Annotated in this window: 19 protein-coding genes and 1 pseudogene; 1 reads left to right on the top strand and 19 read right to left on the bottom strand. The window is 32.8% G+C overall.

Translation table 11 applies throughout. From position 1 onward, the window contains the following. Positions 1-63: 63 nt before the first annotated feature. From G611_RS15535 to G611_RS0100450, 13 genes and pseudogenes are all read right to left on the bottom strand, one after another. A pseudogene (locus G611_RS15535) lies at positions 64-186 on the bottom strand (IS200/IS605 family transposase); the annotation flags it as partial. Positions 187-406: 220 nt separating this feature from the next. Further along, positions 407-1,159: an SDR family NAD(P)-dependent oxidoreductase gene (locus tag G611_RS0100510; protein WP_196801516.1), complete on the bottom strand. Its 753-nt coding sequence runs from the start codon at positions 1,157-1,159 to the stop codon at positions 407-409. Between the two features lie 99 nt (positions 1,160-1,258). Continuing rightward, positions 1,259-2,935: a thiamine pyrophosphate-binding protein gene (locus G611_RS13430; protein ID WP_036947635.1), complete on the bottom strand. Its 1,677-nt coding sequence runs from the start codon at positions 2,933-2,935 to the stop codon at positions 1,259-1,261. 40 nt (positions 2,936-2,975) lie between these two features. After that, positions 2,976-4,430: a flippase gene (locus G611_RS0100500; protein ID WP_036947632.1), complete on the bottom strand. Its 1,455-nt coding sequence runs from the start codon at positions 4,428-4,430 to the stop codon at positions 2,976-2,978. A gap of 10 nt (positions 4,431-4,440) precedes the next feature. After that, positions 4,441-5,502, bottom strand: coding sequence for a polysaccharide pyruvyl transferase family protein (locus G611_RS0100495; protein WP_028241931.1), 1,062 nt, complete (start codon positions 5,500-5,502; stop codon positions 4,441-4,443). 3 nt (positions 5,503-5,505) lie between these two features. Further along, positions 5,506-6,705: an O-antigen ligase family protein gene (locus G611_RS0100490; RefSeq protein WP_028241930.1), complete on the bottom strand. Its 1,200-nt coding sequence runs from the start codon at positions 6,703-6,705 to the stop codon at positions 5,506-5,508. Next, positions 6,698-7,897 carry a glycosyltransferase gene (locus G611_RS0100485; protein ID WP_051194981.1) on the bottom strand — a complete coding sequence of 400 codons (1,200 nt, stop codon included), beginning with the start codon at positions 7,895-7,897 and terminating at the stop codon, positions 6,698-6,700. The genes G611_RS0100490 and G611_RS0100485 overlap by 8 nt, the downstream gene beginning before the upstream one ends. Positions 7,898-7,910: 13 nt before the next feature. Next, positions 7,911-9,110: a glycosyltransferase gene (locus G611_RS0100480; protein WP_028241928.1), complete on the bottom strand. Its 1,200-nt coding sequence runs from the start codon at positions 9,108-9,110 to the stop codon at positions 7,911-7,913. A 3-nt stretch (positions 9,111-9,113) separates the two neighbouring features. Further along, positions 9,114-10,277, bottom strand: a complete 1,164-nt coding sequence (locus tag G611_RS0100475) for a glycosyltransferase (protein WP_028241927.1) — start codon at positions 10,275-10,277, stop codon at positions 9,114-9,116. A 15-nt stretch (positions 10,278-10,292) separates the two neighbouring features. After that, the gene (locus tag G611_RS0100470) at positions 10,293-11,291 is read right to left on the bottom strand and encodes a stealth family protein (RefSeq protein WP_028241926.1); all 999 of its coding nucleotides are present in this window, start codon (positions 11,289-11,291) and stop codon (positions 10,293-10,295) included. Position 11,292: 1 nt separating this feature from the next. Then, positions 11,293-12,465, bottom strand: coding sequence for a radical SAM protein (locus G611_RS0100465; RefSeq protein WP_028241925.1), 1,173 nt, complete (start codon positions 12,463-12,465; stop codon positions 11,293-11,295). 13 nt (positions 12,466-12,478) lie between these two features. After that, complete coding sequence (locus tag G611_RS15030) at positions 12,479-13,513, bottom strand: acyltransferase family protein (protein ID WP_051194979.1); 1,035 nt, start codon at positions 13,511-13,513, stop codon at positions 12,479-12,481. A gap of 24 nt (positions 13,514-13,537) precedes the next feature. Then, on the bottom strand, positions 13,538-14,737 hold the full coding sequence (locus G611_RS0100450) for a glycosyltransferase (protein WP_028241924.1): 1,200 nt from the start codon (positions 14,735-14,737) through the stop codon (positions 13,538-13,540). A 367-nt stretch (positions 14,738-15,104) separates the two neighbouring features. On the opposite strand from G611_RS0100450, the gene G611_RS16060 reads away from it, so the two are divergent. Next, the gene (locus G611_RS16060) at positions 15,105-15,194 is read left to right on the top strand and encodes a transposase (RefSeq protein ID WP_155942221.1); all 90 of its coding nucleotides are present in this window, start codon (positions 15,105-15,107) and stop codon (positions 15,192-15,194) included. Between the two features lie 160 nt (positions 15,195-15,354). Here the strand turns inward: G611_RS16060 and G611_RS13415 are convergent, their stop codons facing one another. From G611_RS13415 to G611_RS0100420, 6 genes are all read right to left on the bottom strand, one after another. Beyond that, a complete protein-coding gene (locus tag G611_RS13415) occupies positions 15,355-16,740 on the bottom strand; it encodes an MBOAT family O-acyltransferase (RefSeq protein WP_051194978.1) in 1,386 nt (461 codons plus the stop codon). Next, the gene (locus G611_RS0100440; RefSeq protein WP_028241923.1) at positions 16,721-17,752 is read right to left on the bottom strand and encodes a hypothetical protein; all 1,032 of its coding nucleotides are present in this window, start codon (positions 17,750-17,752) and stop codon (positions 16,721-16,723) included. The genes G611_RS13415 and G611_RS0100440 overlap by 20 nt, the downstream gene beginning before the upstream one ends. A gap of 144 nt (positions 17,753-17,896) precedes the next feature. Further along, on the bottom strand, positions 17,897-18,088 hold the full coding sequence (locus tag G611_RS0100435; RefSeq protein WP_028241922.1) for a hypothetical protein: 192 nt from the start codon (positions 18,086-18,088) through the stop codon (positions 17,897-17,899). A 55-nt stretch (positions 18,089-18,143) separates the two neighbouring features. Continuing rightward, on the bottom strand, positions 18,144-18,905 hold the full coding sequence (locus tag G611_RS0100430) for a HipA domain-containing protein (protein ID WP_028241921.1): 762 nt from the start codon (positions 18,903-18,905) through the stop codon (positions 18,144-18,146). After that, entirely contained in the window at positions 18,895-19,467 is a 573-nt protein-coding gene (locus G611_RS0100425) for a helix-turn-helix domain-containing protein (RefSeq protein ID WP_028241920.1), read from the bottom strand. Before G611_RS0100425 ends, G611_RS0100430 begins: the two co-directional genes overlap by 11 nt. Positions 19,468-19,559: 92 nt before the next feature. Further along, a complete protein-coding gene (locus G611_RS0100420) occupies positions 19,560-20,375 on the bottom strand; it encodes a metallophosphoesterase (RefSeq protein ID WP_028241919.1) in 816 nt (271 codons plus the stop codon). Positions 20,376-20,475 lie beyond the last annotated feature (100 nt).

The following is a 20,475-nucleotide window of genomic DNA, read 5'->3' as shown; positions in this document are numbered from 1 at the left end:
TCGCTCAAGTCACTGTTGCTCTTGACGCGTTACATCTGCCCCTTGAAGGGGATGTTCTTCACTCTACTCTTTGAACGAATCTTCGTATTCCTTCACACTTGGTTTATCCTGCATCATGTCATACTTTTCCTGATCCTGAATATATTTTTTAATCGTAGCCTCATTTAAACCTACTATAGAGACGTAATTGTAAACGGTTTACCGATTATGTTTATTATTTCGCCCATCTCCACTTTTAGTATCTCGAAAAATTCCGAAGGGCTCAACAGACTAAAGTCCATAAAACAATAAAAGGGGATGTAAAAAATCCCACAAAAGGTAAGGATTAAGCCACCATCAGATTTCACTCCTTACTTTTTTCATGGGATTTTTTTAACATCCTCTTTTATATTTATAGATATATCTATTATCTATGCAACGAAATAACTCCACTACCACCAGTAGCATACAAAGTATCTCCAACCACTAAATTCCCCATGTCACTTGAAAGAATAAGCGCTAAATTAGCAATTTCCTCAGGTGATGCAAATCGTCCGCTTGGATTGTTTGGAAAATCTAAATCACCTTTTGAATCTCTACCAATCATAGGCGTCGCTGTAGGACCTGGGGCAATGGCATTCACTACAATACCAAAAGGAATTAAAGTATCAGCAAGCCCTTTTGTCATGCCTCGAATAGACCATTTTGAGATTTCATATGGAGACCAAGCTGGTCGCAAAGCTGACGATGAACTAATATTAAGAATATGCCCTTTAATATGATTCTTTAACATATACATTCCAATAGTCTGGCTTATAAAGAAGGTGCCCTTAACATTCGTATCCATGGTCCTGTCATAATCTGATTCTGTAATGTCAAAAAAAGCCTTACGCGGATGATATCCAGCACAATTAACAAGAATATCAATCTTCGAATCTGGATACTTAGACAAAGCCTCCTCTAATTTAGCACCGAATTTATCTACTTCGTTCAAATTAAGAACAATGCCTTTTACTCTACCTGACTCGAACTTTTCACAACATTTCTTGAGTTTTTCTTCCTTTGTACCTGCTATGATGACCTGACATCCTGCCGCCTCAAACTTTTCAGCAATAGCTAATCCTATACCACTACTCCCACCTGTTATAAGAGCTGTTTTGCCCGCTAATAACTTTTCCATGTCTGTAATTGTAGGCACCGCTATTTTTTCACTTACTCGGAAAAACTTTACTATTTTTCTGAGTCTATTTTTTAATCCCATTTTATCTAATCTCCCAAACTAAAATCTCACAAGCTTGCCAAAACCTTTTTTCATTTTATCAGTCATAGATACTTTTTTATTAGCATCTACAATATTTTTATAACCCTTATAATCATCTGCGTCTGAGACAAATATCTCCATAACGATAGGCTGTTCTGACTCTTCTACAAGGAGTTTCTTATTTTTCTGTAAATCTTCCTTGCTTCTCACATCTATATATTTAAATCCACAAGTCTCTGCCCATCCTTTAGCATTTTTATAATGGTTAGCAGCAGCAGTATACTTATCTACTTCAGCATGATCACCATCACTTAATTTGAATTCTACACCACCATTATTATTAATTACTATAACACGTAAATTATTCTTAATATGTCTAATACCTAGCGAATTCATATCATAATAAAATGCTAAATCTCCAATAATCATATACGACATCTTGTCTGTAGCAATGCTCTGTCCAATTAATGTTGATAAACCACCATCAATTCCAAATGCCCCCACATTAGAATAACATTGAATAGACGGATCTAAATCAAAAAGATTCCATACTCTCAAGCTATTAAGAATTGAGAACTGCATTATACTATTCTTTGGCAATATGGTATGAAGTTCCTGTGCTAAATATGCATTTGAAAGTGGAACTTCAATATTTGTATCCATCTTTAAACACAAAGAATTGAATTTTTCGTAAAATGAATGATCTGAATTAGTATTATCTACGGCATTGAAAAATGACTTTTCTGACATACAAAATACTTTAGTCAACTTATCATATGTATCTACTATTTGACCATCCTCAGATATCCTCCAATGTTCTGCTTTTAATTCTGGCTTCGAAATAAGTAAATATAATGGATAATCGCCTGTCTGCCCGCCAATTGTGATAATAACATCAGGGGCATAATCTTTTATAAAGTTTTCTATAGACAGCGTCGTTAATCCAAGATTAGCATTTATAACATACTTACCATCATAATTCGAAAGGTGATTTGCATAAATTGCACAGTTATGTTTTTCTGCAAATGATTCAATAGATTTCTTTTCTTCTTCTGTAAATGGAAGATGCTCTCCAATAACAACAAGAACTTTCTTGCTACCAAGATTAATATCTTTACAGTCACACTCATATAATTGTTCTATTTTTCTAATTTCAGGTCGTTCATCCTTAATAGGGAAATCTAACCACGGAATACAAAGCTGTACTGGACCATAGCTCTTTTCCTTGGTTTTTAATATAGCTTCATTAACCACTCTTATACAATGATACTCATCATTAACATCTGAAACAAATGGAGTTTCAAAACTCTGCTTGACACTATCATCCGGTAAAGACATCTGATGTGGAGCTTGCATGTATTCCTGCCCAATAAATCTAACATGCTTCTCCATTGTAATGGCTAAAATAGGTACTCTTTTATAAAATGCTTCTGTAAGACCTGGAATATAATTTCTTGTAGCCTGAGCACTAGTACATGATGCAGCTATTATTTCACCAGTCTGTAAATAAAGACCAATAGCAAAGTAAATAGCACTTCTTTCGTCAACAATTGAATAGCATGTGAATGCTGGATCATTCTTTACTGCATTTACAAAAGCTAAATTTGTCGCTCCGGGACTAATCACAATATGGCGAACCCCATGTTTTTTTAACAACTCAACAGTGATATCAATTGCACGTTGATTTCGATTCATAATTTTTCCTCCACAAAGATGCCATGAGCATCTTTATTTATTAATTCTTTTTAAAAAATTTCTCAAAATACTTTTTCTTAATCTGTTGATAATTAATCAATAAGAACTCATCACGTATAATAAATAAAAATACGACATAAATACAACTTCCCAAAACAACTTCTAAAACAGAAGATAAAATGCTTATTGGTAAGCGTTTAGTCAATGGAAATAATACTGCGAACATTACTGCAGCAGATAACAACTTTTTCCATCCAGTCTTTGCAACCGTAACTAATGATAACTCTTTACGAATTGCATAGTAGTATATAACAACAATTACAAACTCTGCGCCAACCGATGCAATTGCAGCTCCAAATGCATAAAACTTTGGTATAAGAAGCAAGTTAAGAATTAAATTACAAACAGCAGCAAAACATTGTGCAACATTACTCTTTCCCTGCCTACCACTAGGAGTCAAAATATGGGTTCCAATGAGTCTTGAATACCCCATAAATGCAAAGAAAGGACAGAAAACATATAACAATGAGATTACCTTATCATAACCATCACCAAAGAACCAAGGAACCATACCTGCAGCAATCAGTGCTAACCCAAATGACATTGGAAATACCATAAAAGCCATTGTATTACAAGCTTGGTACAACTTTCGCTCAATCTCTTTATAATCTTTAATGCTATACAGATATGACATACGTGAACGCATAACTATAGTAAAAGCACTAATGATACTAACCGCCATATTTACAATTTTGTGTGCCTGCTCATAATAGCCATTTTCATAATCAGAACCTACTAACCATCCTAGCATTGCTTTATCAAGCACTGCATAAATCTGGTATGTCACTGATGGCACAAAATACACCATCATGTTTTTAATATGATAAACAATACGCTTTTTACTAAACGAAAAACGGTGAACATATCTAGGCACATATGGCCACATTGATAAATTACCAACCAACTGCGATCCACAAATAATTAGTAAGTATTTCCACAAATCACTTGGGGATTTAACAATTATAAACAGAAGGATTATTCCAGCAATTCTAACTAATGAGTTTCTAATAGCAATATAATTGAACTTCTCTAAACCCTGGAAAAGCCAACTTACATCTAATACTGCCGCAATAAAAAATGGTATCTGTATTAAATAGTAAAATGCATAATTATCATTTAATGCATAAACCATAAATAAAGCCGCACAAAGAATGGTGGTTACACCTTTTATAACAAATATTTCCCAAAATAGGGTGCTACGCTCTTCGGCATCCTTTGATGCAGCTATTTCTTTCTGGCCGTATGTAGCAGTACCCATTGCGCCTATCATAATTACAGTACTAATTAATGAGTATGTATAGCTATAGATTCCAATCTTATCTACTCCCAATACTCTAGATGTATAAGGAGCGCTGATAAGAGGTACTATAATGTTTAAAATATTATAAATCAGGTTGTAAATAAAATTTTTCTTAATACTACTTTTCTTTTCCACGACGATTCCTCTAATCCTTCAAATAAGACTCTAAGCAAGCTATAGATTTTTGTCTCAAGAGTTCCATTCTTCTGTTTACTTCGTCATAATCAATATCTTTGTTCACTTTCTCATCGTAATGCTCTCTATTTCCTAAATCCAAGTAATCTGCAATCGAGCGCATTCTTGACTTCCATCCACGGTTGTAATAGAAAAAGTTCTTATTAAAATATATAGAGTATAACATACCATGGTATGATGCAGTGAACACAGTATTAGCATTTTTTACAAGAGATAAAAACTCTTCAATCTTTGTTGGTCTTATAGGAGTAATGTCCTTTGGCAACCAACTATATGAAATTGCATATACCTTTAAACCATACTTCTTTCCATAATTAATAGCATCTTCATATATCTTTAATTCATCATCATTAAAATATATTAATACATACTCTTCGTTAATGATTCTGTTGCAAGCCAAATTCCCCCATGTCTGAGGTTCTAAAAGAATTGTAGGGTCACCAACGAAATCAACTTCAAAATTAAGATGTTTATTCAATTCATCATAGATTTCTTTTTCCCTAACACCTATATTTTTGAATCTATTTAATAGTGAATATACCTCATTTAAATCATTATCCCAAAACTGCCCAGTAGAAGATGCATATGCTATTTTTTGTTTATTATCAGCAACAAACTTTAGCATATAATTTCTATCACAGTTATTAATAGTATCATCCCATACCAAATCACTTCCAACAAGAAATATATCATATACTGGATTTGCCTCCTCTATATTATCCTTGTCATAAATTTTTTTCGAGACACGCATGTTTTCATCTAAAAATTTGTCAAATTCTTTATCTTTATTCTTCTTTACATGCTCATACTTAAAATAATCTCTTATAGCTCTAATATTTTTACAGTCGAATAACTTTTTTGGTCTTTCTCTTTTTTCTACAACAGCGTTTATATAATTTACGATTTCGCAGTTATATCCAAATTCAGTTACTTTTCTATATAAACCATAAGTTTGAAGTATCGATCCAAAATTAGTCGTATGATGATATGTTATAATTCCTATTTTTTTCATTATTTATCTCCAATAAATATATTTACTTAGCTTTGATTCTATGTCTTTAAATTCATACTCCTGTAAATAATTCAACAAGATTGTTATTAACATAAAGTTTGTAAATAAAAACCACTGCTCACTAATCCATAATGTAGCTAGTACGGTTAATGTCATTCTGGTAATTACACCTCTAATGTCTAAAACTTTATACCTATAAAATAAAAGGGCTAACAAAATAAAAATAATAATCGTGCCTATTAATCCGAAATAAAAAATCCAACTTAAAATTTGATTATGTGCGCTTCTATTATATGCCAAAGCCTCGCTCAGTCCAAATGATACATTGGAGTTAATACTATGTCCAAATAAAGGCCTATTAATAATATTGGCAATGACAATTTCCCATATATATTCGCGATTGTCTAAAGTTAAATCCTCATGCAATACATCTACTAGTAAGTATTCAAATCTATATTGTATCTTAAAAAATATTATCAAAACATTTACTACATTGATTACCCAAAATAACCAATTTAAAACTATACCAATTTTTTTAGGAAAAATATAATACAGAAACATCATTCCAAACCATAGTGCCATACATATTTTGGATGTCGAAATCGGCTGTCTTATATTATATATAACAACGCTAGCTATCAATACCATATAAAGTAGCGTAGCATCATTTTTTTTCTTATTGCTTTTCGCACGGTAGTATACATGCACGAACAAAAATGCTACAATTTGAAACAATGTAATACTTGTCTTTGTTCCTATTAGGTAGGATACTTGTCCATTTGAATTAATAAATGCACCATTAGATCCCATAAAAAGCGTATTTAATGCTAATAATACTGTGAAATAATAAGTATTTACTTTCAAAAAGAAATTTGGAATTGTTTTACAACAATAGACAGAAAATACAACTATATCTATATAGATATATATATTCATAATATTTATGCCATAACCACTTATTAAATGAGCTTGAATATCAATGTATGCTACTATAAATATCCATATATTAACTAGTGGCTCTTTGTATAATTTCTTATAAATATACAAAAAAACTGATGCATAAAAAAAGATTCTAAGCAACTGTCCTCGCATAAATACCATGCTATAAAAATTATCAAACACATATGGCATAAAGCATGCAAACACTAACACACCATAAACTAACTGCATTATTTTTTTTATACTCAAATAATTATTATTCATATCTTAAATCTTCTATCAACGATAAATATTTATCTATATCTGTTCTTTTTATCTCATTTTCGTTTTTTAATGCATTAACAAGCCTATCTCGCTTTTTAACATCATCGAAAAGATTCACTATAGCGTTAGCCAATTCTTCTTTATTAAATCCAACTATCACTCCATTTATATCATTTTCTATAGAATCAAATACCGTTTCATAATCTGTTACAACTATTGGTTTCTCAAGAATCTTTGCTTCATCCAATACAATAGATTTTCCCTCATACCTTGACGGCTGTACAAACACATCTGCATATCGTATATATGGGTATGGATTACTCCTATTACCTATTAAATGAATTTTATTCTGCAACTCACAATCTCTTATTCTTTGTTCAAGTTCTTCTCTAAGCTCACCTTCGCCTAATATATACCATGAAAAATCTATTTTTTCTGATAATATCTTCGCTGCATCGATAGCCATATCAAATCCCTTTTGAATATTCAATCTACCTATTGATACAATTATATTTTTTCCAACATATTCTTTAGGTCTCTCTTTTTCTGCCAAATTCCATATATTTTTAGGTGAAGAAATATTTGGAATCATTCTTATTTTATCAACATTTTCTGGAAAATTCTCTTGTAAACTATTTACACATATATCTGATATGGTGATAATCGCATCAGCTTCATCAAAATACTTTTTATCGTATTCTTTCTTATAATTTAATTTAGAATACTCATTATGAACCCAAAGTACTTTCTTTTTAGCCTTAATCTTATCAATAACATAATAATTTGAGAACCCATCAACATACGAAATCGCAATATCATACTCTTCATCACGGACTTCTATATTATTTTTCCACATATTCCAAATGTGTTGCACATTAGACACATTTTCTTCTTTAATTAGTTTCATTCTAATTTTGGTAAGAATTTTTGCAAATAATATTGGAATACTTACTGGATTCTTAATATGTTCCAATGAACTTTCGAACATTCCATCTATCATATCATCTGTCTGCAATGTATTTACCCATGCAGGGATGTCAGTAAAAAAATGATCTTTCTTATCCAATACCAATAAATCTATTTTAAGATCATTCCTTTTTATATATTCTTCAGGTATTTCATTCAAAAAAGAAATTAGACTTTTCTCTGCCCCGCCACATCTTAACCCATTTATCGAAATAAAAACATTCATAAATATCTCCCAATTAAAGCATTATTGACATATATTTTTGTATTTCACTCTCATTTCCAGAATTCATTTTTTTTAAATTCTCAATATACTGCTCTGCTTTTTCGCTATTATTTTCTATGTCAATAACAGCCTCGGCAATTTCATTTCCATCCATATTAACAATTGTTCCTGTGATGCCATTCTCTATCGAATCATATACTGTAGGATAATTAGTAACAACTATTGGCTTTAAAAGAATTTTGGCTTCATCTAGGACAATAGACTTACCTTCAAATCTTGATGTTTGAAGAAAAATATCCGTGTATCTAATATAAGGATATGGATTATCCTTTATACCAAGAAGTAAAAAGCATTTTTCAATACCTTTTTCATTTATTAGGGATTCCAATTTTTTACGATCAGGTCCCTCTCCAAGAATAAGCCATTTAAAATCCATCCCTTTATCAAGCAATATTTTTGCAGCTTCTATAGCAAAATCAAAGCCTTTTTGCTCATTGAGACGACCAATCGATAAAAGCTTAAGCCCTGCATAATTTTCAAATTCCTCTGGCACAAATGATTTACTCTTATCAATAATATCTGATGAAAGTGATATGTTTTCTAATACTGATATCTTATTTTTATGCTGCGGAAATATTTCGGTAAAGCTATCTAAGCACTCTTTAGAAATTGTTATTATTTCATCACATTTATTGTAATAAATCTCATCATAATTGATATTATATTTCAATTTTTGATACTCATTATGAATCCACAACACCTTCTTATTGGCCTGAACTTTATCAATTACATAATAGTTTGGATAGCCATTCAGATATGAAATAGCAATATCATACTTCTTTTTAACATTTGGAATTAATGTATTCCAAGAAGCCCATAACTTCTGCTCAGAGTTTAGCTTTGTATACCACGGATTAAACTTCTTATTAATTCCAAACTTAATCTTTCCATATAATCCCAATAATGAGAAGTTATTTTTTAGATACTCATCGCCACTTTCAACACCCATCCATGCTAAAGTCTTTTGTGCCTGTATAACATTAACATAATCAGGTATTTGATTCATGAAAATACCTTTAGGATTCACAACTACTAAATCTATATTGTAATCGTTAGTCTTACCAGTGCGTTCTAGTGCTTGAAAAAAAGATAATAGACTTTTTTGAGCACCTCCGCTCCCCATATCAGTAATGATTATAAAAACTTCCTTCATTAATTAATCTCCAATAACTGCAATATATTTTTCTATTTCTGACTGGTTACCATACTCATGCGACAAAAGATATTTACCAATGGCATCACGTTTTTCTTGATGTTCTATCAAATCAATCACACCTTCTGCTATGGCCTTTGAATTAAGATCAACTACATATCCTTCTTTTCCATCCTCAATTTGATCAAAAACTGTAGGATATTTTGTAACAATAATCGGAGCACCAATAATCTTTGCCTCATCTAAAACAACTGACTTTCCTTCATATCTAGAAGTTTGAGCAAACAAATCACAATTTTTAATATATGGATAGGGATTATCTCTAGGTCCTAGCAAATAGAAATAATCATTTAGTTTTTTGTCATCAATCATAGCCTGAAGCTTATCTTGTAATCCGCCATCTCCAATAATAAACCATTTAAATTTCTTTCCAGCATCTCGTACAATTGAAGCTGCTTCTATAGCAAGATCAAAGCCCTTCTGTTCAGTTAATCTACCAATAGACAAAATATTAAATCCTTTATATTCAAACTCTTCTGGAACAAATTCTTCTGCTCTGCTTCTTGTTACAGTAGATGATGTTATATTAGCAATATTATGAACACTCTTATGCAAATCTAAAAACTCTTCTTCAACGATTTTAGCGCATTCCTCAGAAATTGTAACCAACTCAAAATCTTTAAAATATTTATAATCGTACTTCTTTGGGTGTTTTGCGCTTCTAAAATCGTTATGTATCCAAGCAATCTTCTTGTCAGCAGTCACCTTATCACCTACATAAAACATTGCCTCTCCTGATGTATAGGCAATTGCGACATCATATTTCTTTTCAAGTACATCTATTTTCTTTGAATAGAAATTCTCCCATCTATATCCCTCACGCATATTAGGAGTTGATTCCTTCATTCGTGTTATTGCTGTTCCTATAACTTTAGTTAGCATAAGAGCTCCACTCTTTTTAACAGGTGAATACAACTGTTTTAATCTTTTAGGAGTCTCAATAATGTTAACCCAACTTGGAACTTGTTTAAGAAACATGCCCTCCCTTTTAAATAACAGTAAATCAACCTCATATTTATCTGATGGTAATTCGTTCAACATGTTTACAAGACTTTTTTCTGCCCCGCCATTATATAACGACATCATCACTATCAAAATCTTTTTCATACTATTTTTCCTATTTTATTTTTCATATCCACACTTGTCCGGTAAGATAGCCTCAAAAGCTTCAATAAGTTTTTTTTGTATGTGTTCAAAGTCAATATCATCGCTACTCTCATTTAGGCATATAACCTTACCTTTTTGCTTCTTTATGTAATCGCATTCTCCCTGCTCTGCCCCAAGTTCAAATTTTCTTCCCCACTTGGGACTTCGTGGAACAAAATCCCCCTTACACATATACCAGTTTTTTATAAGCCATTGATTCACATCTTCTTTTGATCTGAACTTTGACTTTGTAGCATTATACATAATCTCTGGTTCTGCCTTCCATATTTCATCAAAATTCGACTTCAGATGTGCTGATGCCAAATGTAAATCCCTAAAATCTGAGAAATATACAAAGGGTTTTAATAATATATTTCTTATAACATCTTTTCCATACTCTTTAGCTATGAATTTATTTCTATGCTTAGACAATACCTCTTTTTTATCAAAATGTTTATTTATGATGGCGCAGTTGTTAATTAATATATGCGGGAATACATCATTATAATCTTGTGATGATAAAACCCCTAATAATGCACTTTCGCAGGGCTTTCCATTAATGAAAAAATCTTCTGGCGTAGTATCTTTAATTAAAAAAATATCATCATTAAACAGAATAAACTGCTCTTCCAAATCCTCTATATTATTCAAATGCATTTCGATTACATTAGAGTTAAATGTAGGTAATAACTCCTCTGGTATATAATCAGCATGCTTAACTATTTTAAGTTTTGGATTATCAATGTTTAACCACTTAGGATAATGCCCCCAGGTAATAAAATAGACATTATTAACCCATGGTGCAAATTTTTCCACTCCCCTGAACCAATACTTCATTAAATTCCAATCTCTGAAACGATTATCACTAGCTGAATTATCTTTTTTTGTTTTAGGGGTATATTTATTTTTTTCTTCAAGCCATTTTGGGTCATTTCCATCTACCCACATTACAACAATATCTATCTTATTATCCATTTTATTTACCCATCTGTGCTGCAATATCAGCATCTACAATCTCTTCACCAGTCTTATCCTTAAGCTGTTCCATAGATGCAGCTGAAAGACCGTTGTTTACTGTTGCACACATATCGCATGTGCTGCACTTATCAAGATCTTCCTTTGTTACCTTGCCATCACGAAGGTCGCGAACAATCTTGTTCTCGTACATGCTGTACTTCTTCTTTGTCCAGAACTTAGCCTTGTGACGGATTACCCACCAAAGTGGTACCCAAATATACTTATGCATTGCAGGTGATACAGAACCAATCATCCAGCAATCTCTATCACAGCAACGAACCTTTGCACGAACTGACTCTGCCTCTGGAGAATTCCAAAGCTCATCCCAAGACTGCTCGTTAAGGTTACCCATAACCTCTTTATCCTTTGTACCATTACATGGCATTACGTCACCGTAAGGATCGATGAAGAAAGTATCGAATGACATATCACATGGAAGGAGTCTCTTCTGACCATAGATGTAATTGATAAGTCCATGGTTGAAGTAAGCTCTGAACCACTTCTTAGGGCTCTTGCTTGCAAGGAGCTCGTTAACAAGATTCTCAAAGTTCTGAGCAACCATTGGACGATCCTTGATAATATTCTTAGCTTCTACGAAATAGAAACTGTTGTGAAGAGATGCTGTAGCAAACTCCATTCCCATCTCATCAGAAAGCTGATAAAGAGGTACAAGGTCAGGTGCATTCATATCCTGAACTGTCATACCAAATCCAACATCCTTCATACCCATCTCGCGAAGCTTCTTAAGTGTCTGATATCCTCTCTGGAAACCATTATCAAGACCACGAATCTTGTTATTTGTCTCCTCAAGACCTTCAATAGAAATTCGAATACCAATCTGTGGAAATTCCTTACAAAGGTCTACGATTCTATCTGTGAAGAAACCATTTGTAGATATAACAATACGGTCTGACTTCTTATAAAGCTCACGAACAATATCCTTAATATCTGTTCTGATAAAAGGTTCACCACCTGTAATGTTTGTGAAATACATCTTAGGAAGCTTCTTAATAGTCTCGATTGAGATTTCTTCCTCAGGCTTAGATGGGGCCTTATATCTGTTACACATTGAACAACGTGCGTTACATCTGTATGTTACAATTACGGTTCCGTTTAATTTCTTCTCTGCCATTTTATTACTCCTTCTATTTTAATATAGCATTTATTATCAAATTGCATTTTTCTATACAGTATTTTGATATTAACCTTACCAACCAAGCGATAACTATAGTAGTAATTATACTAAGTATAATAAAGACACCTGAGTCTAATTTAGCAAAATAATATTCATAAAATTGAAAAACCACTCCATGCAATAGAAAAACCTCATAAGAGATTGAACCTATAAACAGTGAAATTTTGTTTCCTATCTTTACCCTTGTTATTATTTGTAAAATAAAAAGCAAAATCAGTATGCCTAATATTATTTTTAATATATAGTTTCCTCCGAAATATATAGGCTTAAACTTTAAATATAATATTCCACATACTCCAGATAATATACACATAATAATTGTTTTCCTTAACCAACCGCTTAAACTTTTTATCCTAAACTTCTCTTTTATGTTAGCAAGTATTATTCCCCATATAAATCCATATATTTCAGTCGGCCAAATAGTAGATTGAATTTTATCTTGCATAAAAAAAGTCACCAAACTAAATAAAATTACCAAAACTGATATTATCAAATCTTTGTATGCTTTAAAGCAATTAAACCTATATACTACCCAAAAAAACAAATAACAAACAAGCAGCCATAAAACCCATCCTCTTATCAGGAATACATTCCATATCTTCACCTTATTATAAATGAAGAAAGCCATTACTAAAGCAAAGACATTAACTATGTATTTAGGAATTATAATCTTAGGTAACCTATTTCTCCAAAATCTCTTTATAGTTTCAGAGCTTTTATTTACTGATAATTTCAACCCATACCCTGATGTCATGAAAAAAAAAGTTACACCTATATAAGCAAAACTACCTATCATATCCTGAATACGATTTTGGTATAAAATCGGTGTATGAACAATTATTACAATAATAGACCAAAATCCACGCATTGCAGAAGTTGACGATAAATCAAAAAAGCTTTTATTCTCTTCACAAAGCTCTGCTTTATATAATAAAAGAAATCCCAAGAATAAAAGCAATAACAGCATACATATATTAGTAATCATGTTCTCCCTCCATTATTTATAGCCCTAGGCATATATCTTCATTATCTTCTCTAAATACTCATCAATAGTATCAAAGCTCAATTCCTTACATGCATCATGCATCGCCTTAGCCTTAGCGTCATCCTGCCAAATGCTATGGATTGCATCGCACAGCTGATCCACATCACCGCTCTCGTACAGAAGACCAGTCTTGCCCACCTGGATAAGCTCTGGAATACCACCGATATTTGCGCCAATAACAGGTGTGCCGTACATCTGTGATTCCATTACTGAGAATGGACAGTTTTCATACCATTCTGATGAATAAACAGACATCTTAGCCTTGCGAATCAGGTTCGCTAAATCGTCTCCGCTCTGGAAACCTACATTCTTAATGTTATCAACGCCCTTAAGCAAATCTTCCAAAGGACCCTTACCTGCGAAGATGAAATTCACCTCAGGCATTCTCTTGGCTGCCTCAATCAATGTACGTATGCCCTTTTCCTCAGAATATCTTCCGAAGTAAAGCACGTAATCTTCCTTCTCAGCCTCTACCCAAGGGATTGCTTCTATAAAATTATGAATTGCCACAGTCTTTGGTGCAAACAGTGGATTCGCATCCAGCTTGCTCTTCATAAACTGGCTACAGCAAATAAATGTATCGATATATTTGTATGTGCCCTTCAGCTTCCAGAAGGTTGCCTCTAAGGTACCAATGAAGCTCTTGGCTGTGCTTCCGTGGATGCATTTACCCTTAGTACAATTAATGAATTTGCCGCTCAGGCACTTCTCACAATTCTCATGTGTGTTTGGATTGTTACACATGTGGTTAGGGCAAACCAGCTGATAATCATGAGCTGTGAATACAATCTTGCATTCATGTCCTGTCTGCTTTCTCCACTTTACAATCTCTAAAATCATGGATGGTGTAAGCTGATAATTGAAATTATTAAGATGTACTACATCTGGCTTGAAATCATCTAATACAAGTCGAATCTTCTGTCTAGCTTCTTTGGAATAAATAGTCTTTAAAGGATATGTAAGCTTTTCGAGCTTGCTGGCATCATGGAAATCCATATCAGATGTGTATGCATTCACTGCATTTCCTACGCATCTGCCTTCGTGCTCCATGCCGAAGTACTGAACCTCATGACCCTTAGCCATAAGCGCTTCTCCAAGCTTAAAGATATATGTTTCTGAACCGCCGTTAGGGTACAAGAATTTATTTACAATTAGAACTCTCATAATACACTCCCTCATATTTTTTGCCGATACGCCCATAAATGGCCATCTTGCAGAAGTATACATCATTCAGGAGTTGTTGACAATTGCTTATGGTTAAAAATACTTACATTTTTTACTTATTTATATGTAACATTTCACAAAACGTACACAAAACGAAATAGCCAGACCACACCTTGCGGCGTGCCCTGGCTAAATACACTCTTTACAATCTTGAAAGATACTTTTCAAAATCTTCCTCTTTAATCCCCAATGCTGTCATTGCTTGTTCAGCAGTAAGATTAAGATTATTAATTCATTTATTATGATTGAAAAAGAAGGTACTGGAGGCCTATACAATAGCAGACTTTCAAACGGTCCAATTTAATCAATGAATAGAAAAGTGAAAGATCTTCGTCGCTCTGGCAGAGGATTTAGAAACTTTGAACACTTCAGAAACCGCTTTCTATACGTTACATGAAAAACCCCTGTATTAAATGGAATTTCTGATTACAATCCTGTGACCTATTTTGAAGATGATGATTTTTAGAAATGTACAATTAAAGGGTCTGGCTTTCGCCAGACCATCAAGTTTGAACCTGAACAAGTTTGGCAAACCCTCAAAAGCCTTGATTATCCTATTAAAACTGGGCATATATAAAAGCCGAATTACCGCAATACATAAATTCAACAACAAGCCATATCCATATAGAAATCAATATCTTATTTTTCATCGAATCGAGATTCAAATTAATAGCAATAATATTCCCATTATTCATTATTACTGCAAACACACTGATAAATATATATATTATTACGAACGCAACAACATATACATTAATATATAATAAACCACTTGTATTAAACAAACATTTATATATAGTACAAGCATGCTTAAAGTTGTCTGCCCTAAAAACCACCCATGCCAATGATACAAAAACATAATTCATCATTATACATAGCCCACTAGGTATGGTATATTTAGCGCTAGTACGTCTTAAACAATCATTAAATCCTCTGTTTAATGCTGATGCCATTCCGTGAACTATTCCCCATATTATAAAAGTACTATTAGCACCATGCCAAATTCCGCTTAAAACCATAGTTATAAACAAATTAAAGTATGTTCTAAACATTCCATTCCTACTTCCGCCAAGAGGAATATATACATAATCTCTAAACCAGGTAGATAAAGATATATGCCATCTTTTCCAAAAATCGGAAGGATTTTTTGCAATATATGGCGCATTAAAATTTTCTCCTAAATCAAAATCCCATATTTTTGCGATTCCTATTGCAATATTAGAATATCCGGAAAAATCACAATATATTTGTAACGAATAACCTACTATTGCCATTAAAACACTTATTCCATTATATGAAATGGGTGCTTTATAAACCTCATCTACAGCAACACCTATTCTATCAGCAAATACAAGTTTTTTTGTTATTCCTAATACAATAAGTTGTATGCCTGAATATATATTTTCTTTCTTAATCCTATGTAATCTTTCTAATTGAGGAAGAAAATCCTTCGATTTAACAATAGGTCCTGCTGTAATCTGTGGAAAAAACGATATATATGTAGCTAACTTCACAAAATCTTTTTCAATTTCAATCTTTTCATATTTGACATCAAACAAATAACTCATTGCTTGAAATAAATAAAAAGAAATACCTAGTGGTAAAATCAAATTTAGTGTCACATTATCTTTTATACTAAAGATTCTTGAAAACGATTCGCTAAAAAAATCAAAATACTTAAAAACACCAAGAATCAAAATATATATAATTACCGCACCATCTATCCAAATCTTATTATGATTTTTTTTATATTGAATGGCCCCAATATAACCAATTACAATCACTAAAATTAATAATAATAAAAATCTATAATCCCAAAAACCATAGAAGACAGCATTGGCCAATAATAAAATCCTTCTTTGACTTTTAGCTGTTGGAGCATAATTCATCAGCAAAGAAAAAAATACAAAGAATACAATAAAACTAATTGAATAAAAGCTCACTATTATTATCCTCCAAATATTCTATCACTTCATCAGCTATTATCTTATGGCCAACTTCATTTAAATGACCATTGCCCAAAGACGTATTAAAAAATCCATATGGAACTTTATGATTCTTTTCAAAATAGTCACAAAAATCATTTCCTGAATCTATAATATCTATATTGTTAGCTACACAAGCATCTTTAAACATTACCCAAGTATCACTGTAAACTAACGTAAGATTTCCGTTTTCTTCAAGCTTCACATCCGGATGATAAATAAAAACAATCTTTTTATCAAATTCTGAACGAATTAATCTTAAGTCTTTATTGATTACTCTTGCATATTCATCGTAGTCAACAGCCGTATTTGTTTTATTCTCCAATTGGCTCTTCTTACTAGTTTCCATTTTATTTTTTATAAGTGAAATCAGAGGAACATAGTCTTTTATATTATTTTTAATTTTTTCCATATAGGAAAGATTTGAAAAATAATCCGATGAATCTGCACAATTATATTCAGGTTGCTCAGCTGCATTTTCTAACTCATCAACCGAATAATCTGTACTTGGAATTTCTATTGTTACAATTGATGCATTCGGGAATGCTTGCATTGCTGCCTTAAAATGCTTTATTTGCGCTGGCAAAAAATTACCATCACAAGATATATTGTAAGTATGCAATTTATCATCTGTAGACAAGTAATTATCTACTAAAACAGAATATTTCTTATCCGTTGAAATTTCTTTTCCCTGTGTATGAGATGCCCCCATCATCAGGACATAGTTATCAGCCAATTCTTTATCGGGATTAGTATAACCATTTCTATCAATTTTAGTTACAGAATATCCTTCCGTACCATGAATTAATATAGCTCCTGGTTCGCGAACTGCCCCCGTCGCTCCACAAGGTGTATCATGCCATCCAACAGGTCGCTCGTAAACAAAGCAAACTATGTTCGCTATAAAAAAACCCGCTATAATACACACCAACCATTGCATAACTTGTTTCAATAAATACTTTTTAGACATAAACTTTCTCCCTAGCATTAATTCATACAAAGTAACAAGTATTATACTATTATGCAAATTTTCAGGCAAGCACAATTTCAGTATTCTTTTTCATAAAACAACCAGGGCACACCTTGCGGTGTGCCCTGGTACTTCGTTCAATATTTACAATCTAGAAAGGTCCTTTTCAAAATCTTCTTTGGCTATCCTCAATGCTGTCATTGCCTGCTCAGCTGTAAGATTAAGATTGTTCATGATTTTTTGTATATCTTCAATTTTTTCCTCTTCTCTTCCAATACTCTCCCTATAATCCCCATACGCCTCTTTCAATTCTTCATCACTTAATAATGCAAACATATAATCTTCAACCTTCCTCCTGTGTTCAGAAATGTATCTTAATAATTTTTCTCGTTCAACTCTGCCTCAAGCAACTTACCAAAGAATACAGCCTATCATAAACCGTATCCTCACCAGTAATCTTATCCTGTAAAAAAAGTATAATTTTATCATAATCGAAATCAAATGAACGATATTTTTTCAAGTAGCTATTGTTCAATACAAAGCTTCCACTAAATGCCTTTGCAAAGGCCTTTTTCTTATTTTCCGACATAGACAGCTTAGGATTATATCTCTTATTCCCTACAAAAAGGCTCTTGCCATTATCAAATATAGGCGCAGGCCTAAATATGTTTCCATCATAGATCAAACCAAAGTTGTTAAAATGTCTATCTTCATTAAGAATTAGTGCATCCAACGCAAATATATTAGCTAAATACTCTCTCAAATCCACTTTCACATTCCTATCCATAAATTCGAGGACGTATTCAATGGCTTCATCATAATCCATTTTGGATGTCACCACAGCCAAATCTCCACCTTGGATATTAGAGTATAATCTATAGAAGGTAATAAAACTTTCACCTGCCTGAAGGAAATTATCACTCACGCAACCATTCTCTTCGTTTATAATAACTTGGCTATACTTTACATAATTATCACTAGAAAGATTTGAAAGTGCCAATATCTCAGAAACTAGCTCTTCCACCTGTCCTTCCCCACCATACCTATCAACTTTATACCATTTATCATCTTTACAATATTTTATTTGAGTTCCATCACTAGTTCCGGATTCCTGCACTAAATATTCTGGACCAATTTCTATTTTAGGAAGCATTTTTTCTCCTTATTAAATCTGCATAGCAAATGGTCTCACCATCAAATTTAAACCAGGTCTTGTCTTGCACCATTTTGCCATGTGTTATTCGGCATATTTTATATGGATTAAACTCATCAAGCCCTATACGCTTTAAAAGATCTTTTATATCAGCTCTATGTTCATCCCAACAACGCAGCTTTAAAATTTCTCCAAATTCGAATCTGGAAATCTCATCCTTGTAAAATATCTGCTTTATAGGGTTTAAATCAAACCGCTGGATTGACACAACCGTTTCACCTACCTGAACCGATGCAACGACCTCGTCCTCCCACATAAGTAAGAAGTTGGGAATAACCTGCTCTGTATCAGTAAATAACAATTCTCTATACACTTCATCCATACTTATTCCAAGTACTCGCGCTATCCTATATAAACTATCTGTCTTTGCAGCTGCTACGCTTTTCTTACCAGTAAATAAATTATATACAGTGGAATAAGCTACTCCCGACCGTTCGCTTAATGTGTGCAGATTCAAATGGCAACTATTTAGTTTTTCACTTAAAAATATATCAGTATTCATGTCTAGATTTTATCGCAACTGCGATAAAATTGCAATGTAAAAAAACAGCCAGGGCACATATCATTCTAATGTGATATGCGCTCTGGCTGTTTCTATTTTTCACAATGCAATGTAACCAGCACTATCTCTCTAGGATTATTCCATCTAGGTACTCTGGCGTCGCCCAAGCCTGAGCTGGCTATCATTGTTGCATTCTTCTCATGGAAAACTCCGTAGTCATACTTAGGGAATAAACGATAGTCTGGTCCCAATAGCCCGCCAACTAATGGCAAACGAATCAAACCACCATGACCATGTCCTGCGAATTCCAAATCATATCCATATTCTGAAAGAAAATCAAATTTTGACGAATCATGATATAAAAGAATGTTGAAATAATCTGCATTGGCATAGCCAACAACATCTTTCATATGTACTGTAGAATCCATAAAATCAAGTCCTGTAAGCATATAGCTTGTTCCGTTAAAATCAACCTCTGTAGATTCATTTTCAAGCATCACTACGCCATACTCATCGCAAAGATCCCTAAATTCATAATATGGTGCGCCCTGATAGTACTCATGATTACCTGTTACGTAATAAACTGGTGCAAGCTTAGTAATACCTGCTAAAAGATCCTCAGCATTCTCTGTTGTGTGCTTTTCATCTACGATATCACCTGTTAAATAGATGACATCTGGCTTGGCTTTAGCTACAAGCTTTACTAAGTCTTCTTCATGATCTCCGAATTCTTTACAGTGAAAATCTGTGATTTGGACAATCCTGTATCCATCCATCTCTTCAGGAAGGTCACTAAACTGCAAGTTGTACTTCTTCGTTCTAAGTGGACTAAGAAATCCCAAAAGTGCCACAACAAGCAATATCAACAATACAAATCCTAATATTTTTAACTTACTTCTCTTTTTCATATTTATATATAATATCTGTTCCTTTATTACTCTATTTTACGACACTGTATTCTATCATTATTATCTTAAAAAAAAAAGCTATAGTTCGAATTTTTTGAAC

The organism is Pseudobutyrivibrio ruminis AD2017, from assembly GCF_000424305.1.
Classification (GTDB): Bacteria; Bacillota; Clostridia; order Lachnospirales; family Lachnospiraceae; genus Pseudobutyrivibrio; species Pseudobutyrivibrio ruminis_B.
The sequence above is the reverse complement of the archived record's forward strand: the minus strand, read 5'-3'. Positions and strand labels throughout refer to the sequence as shown.

Bases quoted from the DNA above. Each gene is read 5' to 3' on its own strand.
- G611_RS0100510 (WP_196801516.1), bottom strand. From the start codon at position 1,159: ATGGAAAAGTTATTAGCGGGCAAAACAGCTCTTATAACAGGTGGGAGT.
- G611_RS13430 (WP_036947635.1), bottom strand. From the start codon at position 2,935: ATGAATCGAAATCAACGTGCAATTGATATCACTGTTGAGTTGTTAAAA.
- G611_RS0100495 (WP_028241931.1), bottom strand. From the start codon at position 5,502: ATGAAAAAAATAGGAATTATAACATATCATCATACGACTAATTTTGGA.
- G611_RS0100490 (WP_028241930.1), bottom strand. From the start codon at position 6,705: ATGAATAATAATTATTTGAGTATAAAAAAAATAATGCAGTTAGTTTAT.
- G611_RS0100485 (WP_051194981.1), bottom strand. From the start codon at position 7,897: ATGAATGTTTTTATTTCGATAAATGGGTTAAGATGTGGCGGGGCAGAG.
- G611_RS0100480 (WP_028241928.1), bottom strand. From the start codon at position 9,110: ATGAAGGAAGTTTTTATAATCATTACTGATATGGGGAGCGGAGGTGCT.
- G611_RS0100475 (WP_028241927.1), bottom strand. From the start codon at position 10,277: ATGAAAAAGATTTTGATAGTGATGATGTCGTTATATAATGGCGGGGCA.
- G611_RS0100470 (WP_028241926.1), bottom strand. From the start codon at position 11,291: ATGGATAATAAGATAGATATTGTTGTAATGTGGGTAGATGGAAATGAC.
- G611_RS0100465 (WP_028241925.1), bottom strand. From the start codon at position 12,465: ATGGCAGAGAAGAAATTAAACGGAACCGTAATTGTAACATACAGATGT.
- G611_RS15030 (WP_051194979.1), bottom strand. From the start codon at position 13,513: ATGATTACTAATATATGTATGCTGTTATTGCTTTTATTCTTGGGATTT.
- G611_RS0100450 (WP_028241924.1), bottom strand. From the start codon at position 14,737: ATGAGAGTTCTAATTGTAAATAAATTCTTGTACCCTAACGGCGGTTCA.
- G611_RS16060 (WP_155942221.1), top strand. From the start codon at position 15,105: ATGAATAGAAAAGTGAAAGATCTTCGTCGCTCTGGCAGAGGATTTAGA.
- G611_RS0100440 (WP_028241923.1), bottom strand. From the start codon at position 17,752: ATGTCTAAAAAGTATTTATTGAAACAAGTTATGCAATGGTTGGTGTGT.
- G611_RS0100435 (WP_028241922.1), bottom strand. From the start codon at position 18,088: ATGTTTGCATTATTAAGTGATGAAGAATTGAAAGAGGCGTATGGGGAT.
- G611_RS0100430 (WP_028241921.1), bottom strand. From the start codon at position 18,905: ATGCTTCCTAAAATAGAAATTGGTCCAGAATATTTAGTGCAGGAATCC.
- G611_RS0100425 (WP_028241920.1), bottom strand. From the start codon at position 19,467: ATGAATACTGATATATTTTTAAGTGAAAAACTAAATAGTTGCCATTTG.
- G611_RS0100420 (WP_028241919.1), bottom strand. From the start codon at position 20,375: ATGAAAAAGAGAAGTAAGTTAAAAATATTAGGATTTGTATTGTTGATA.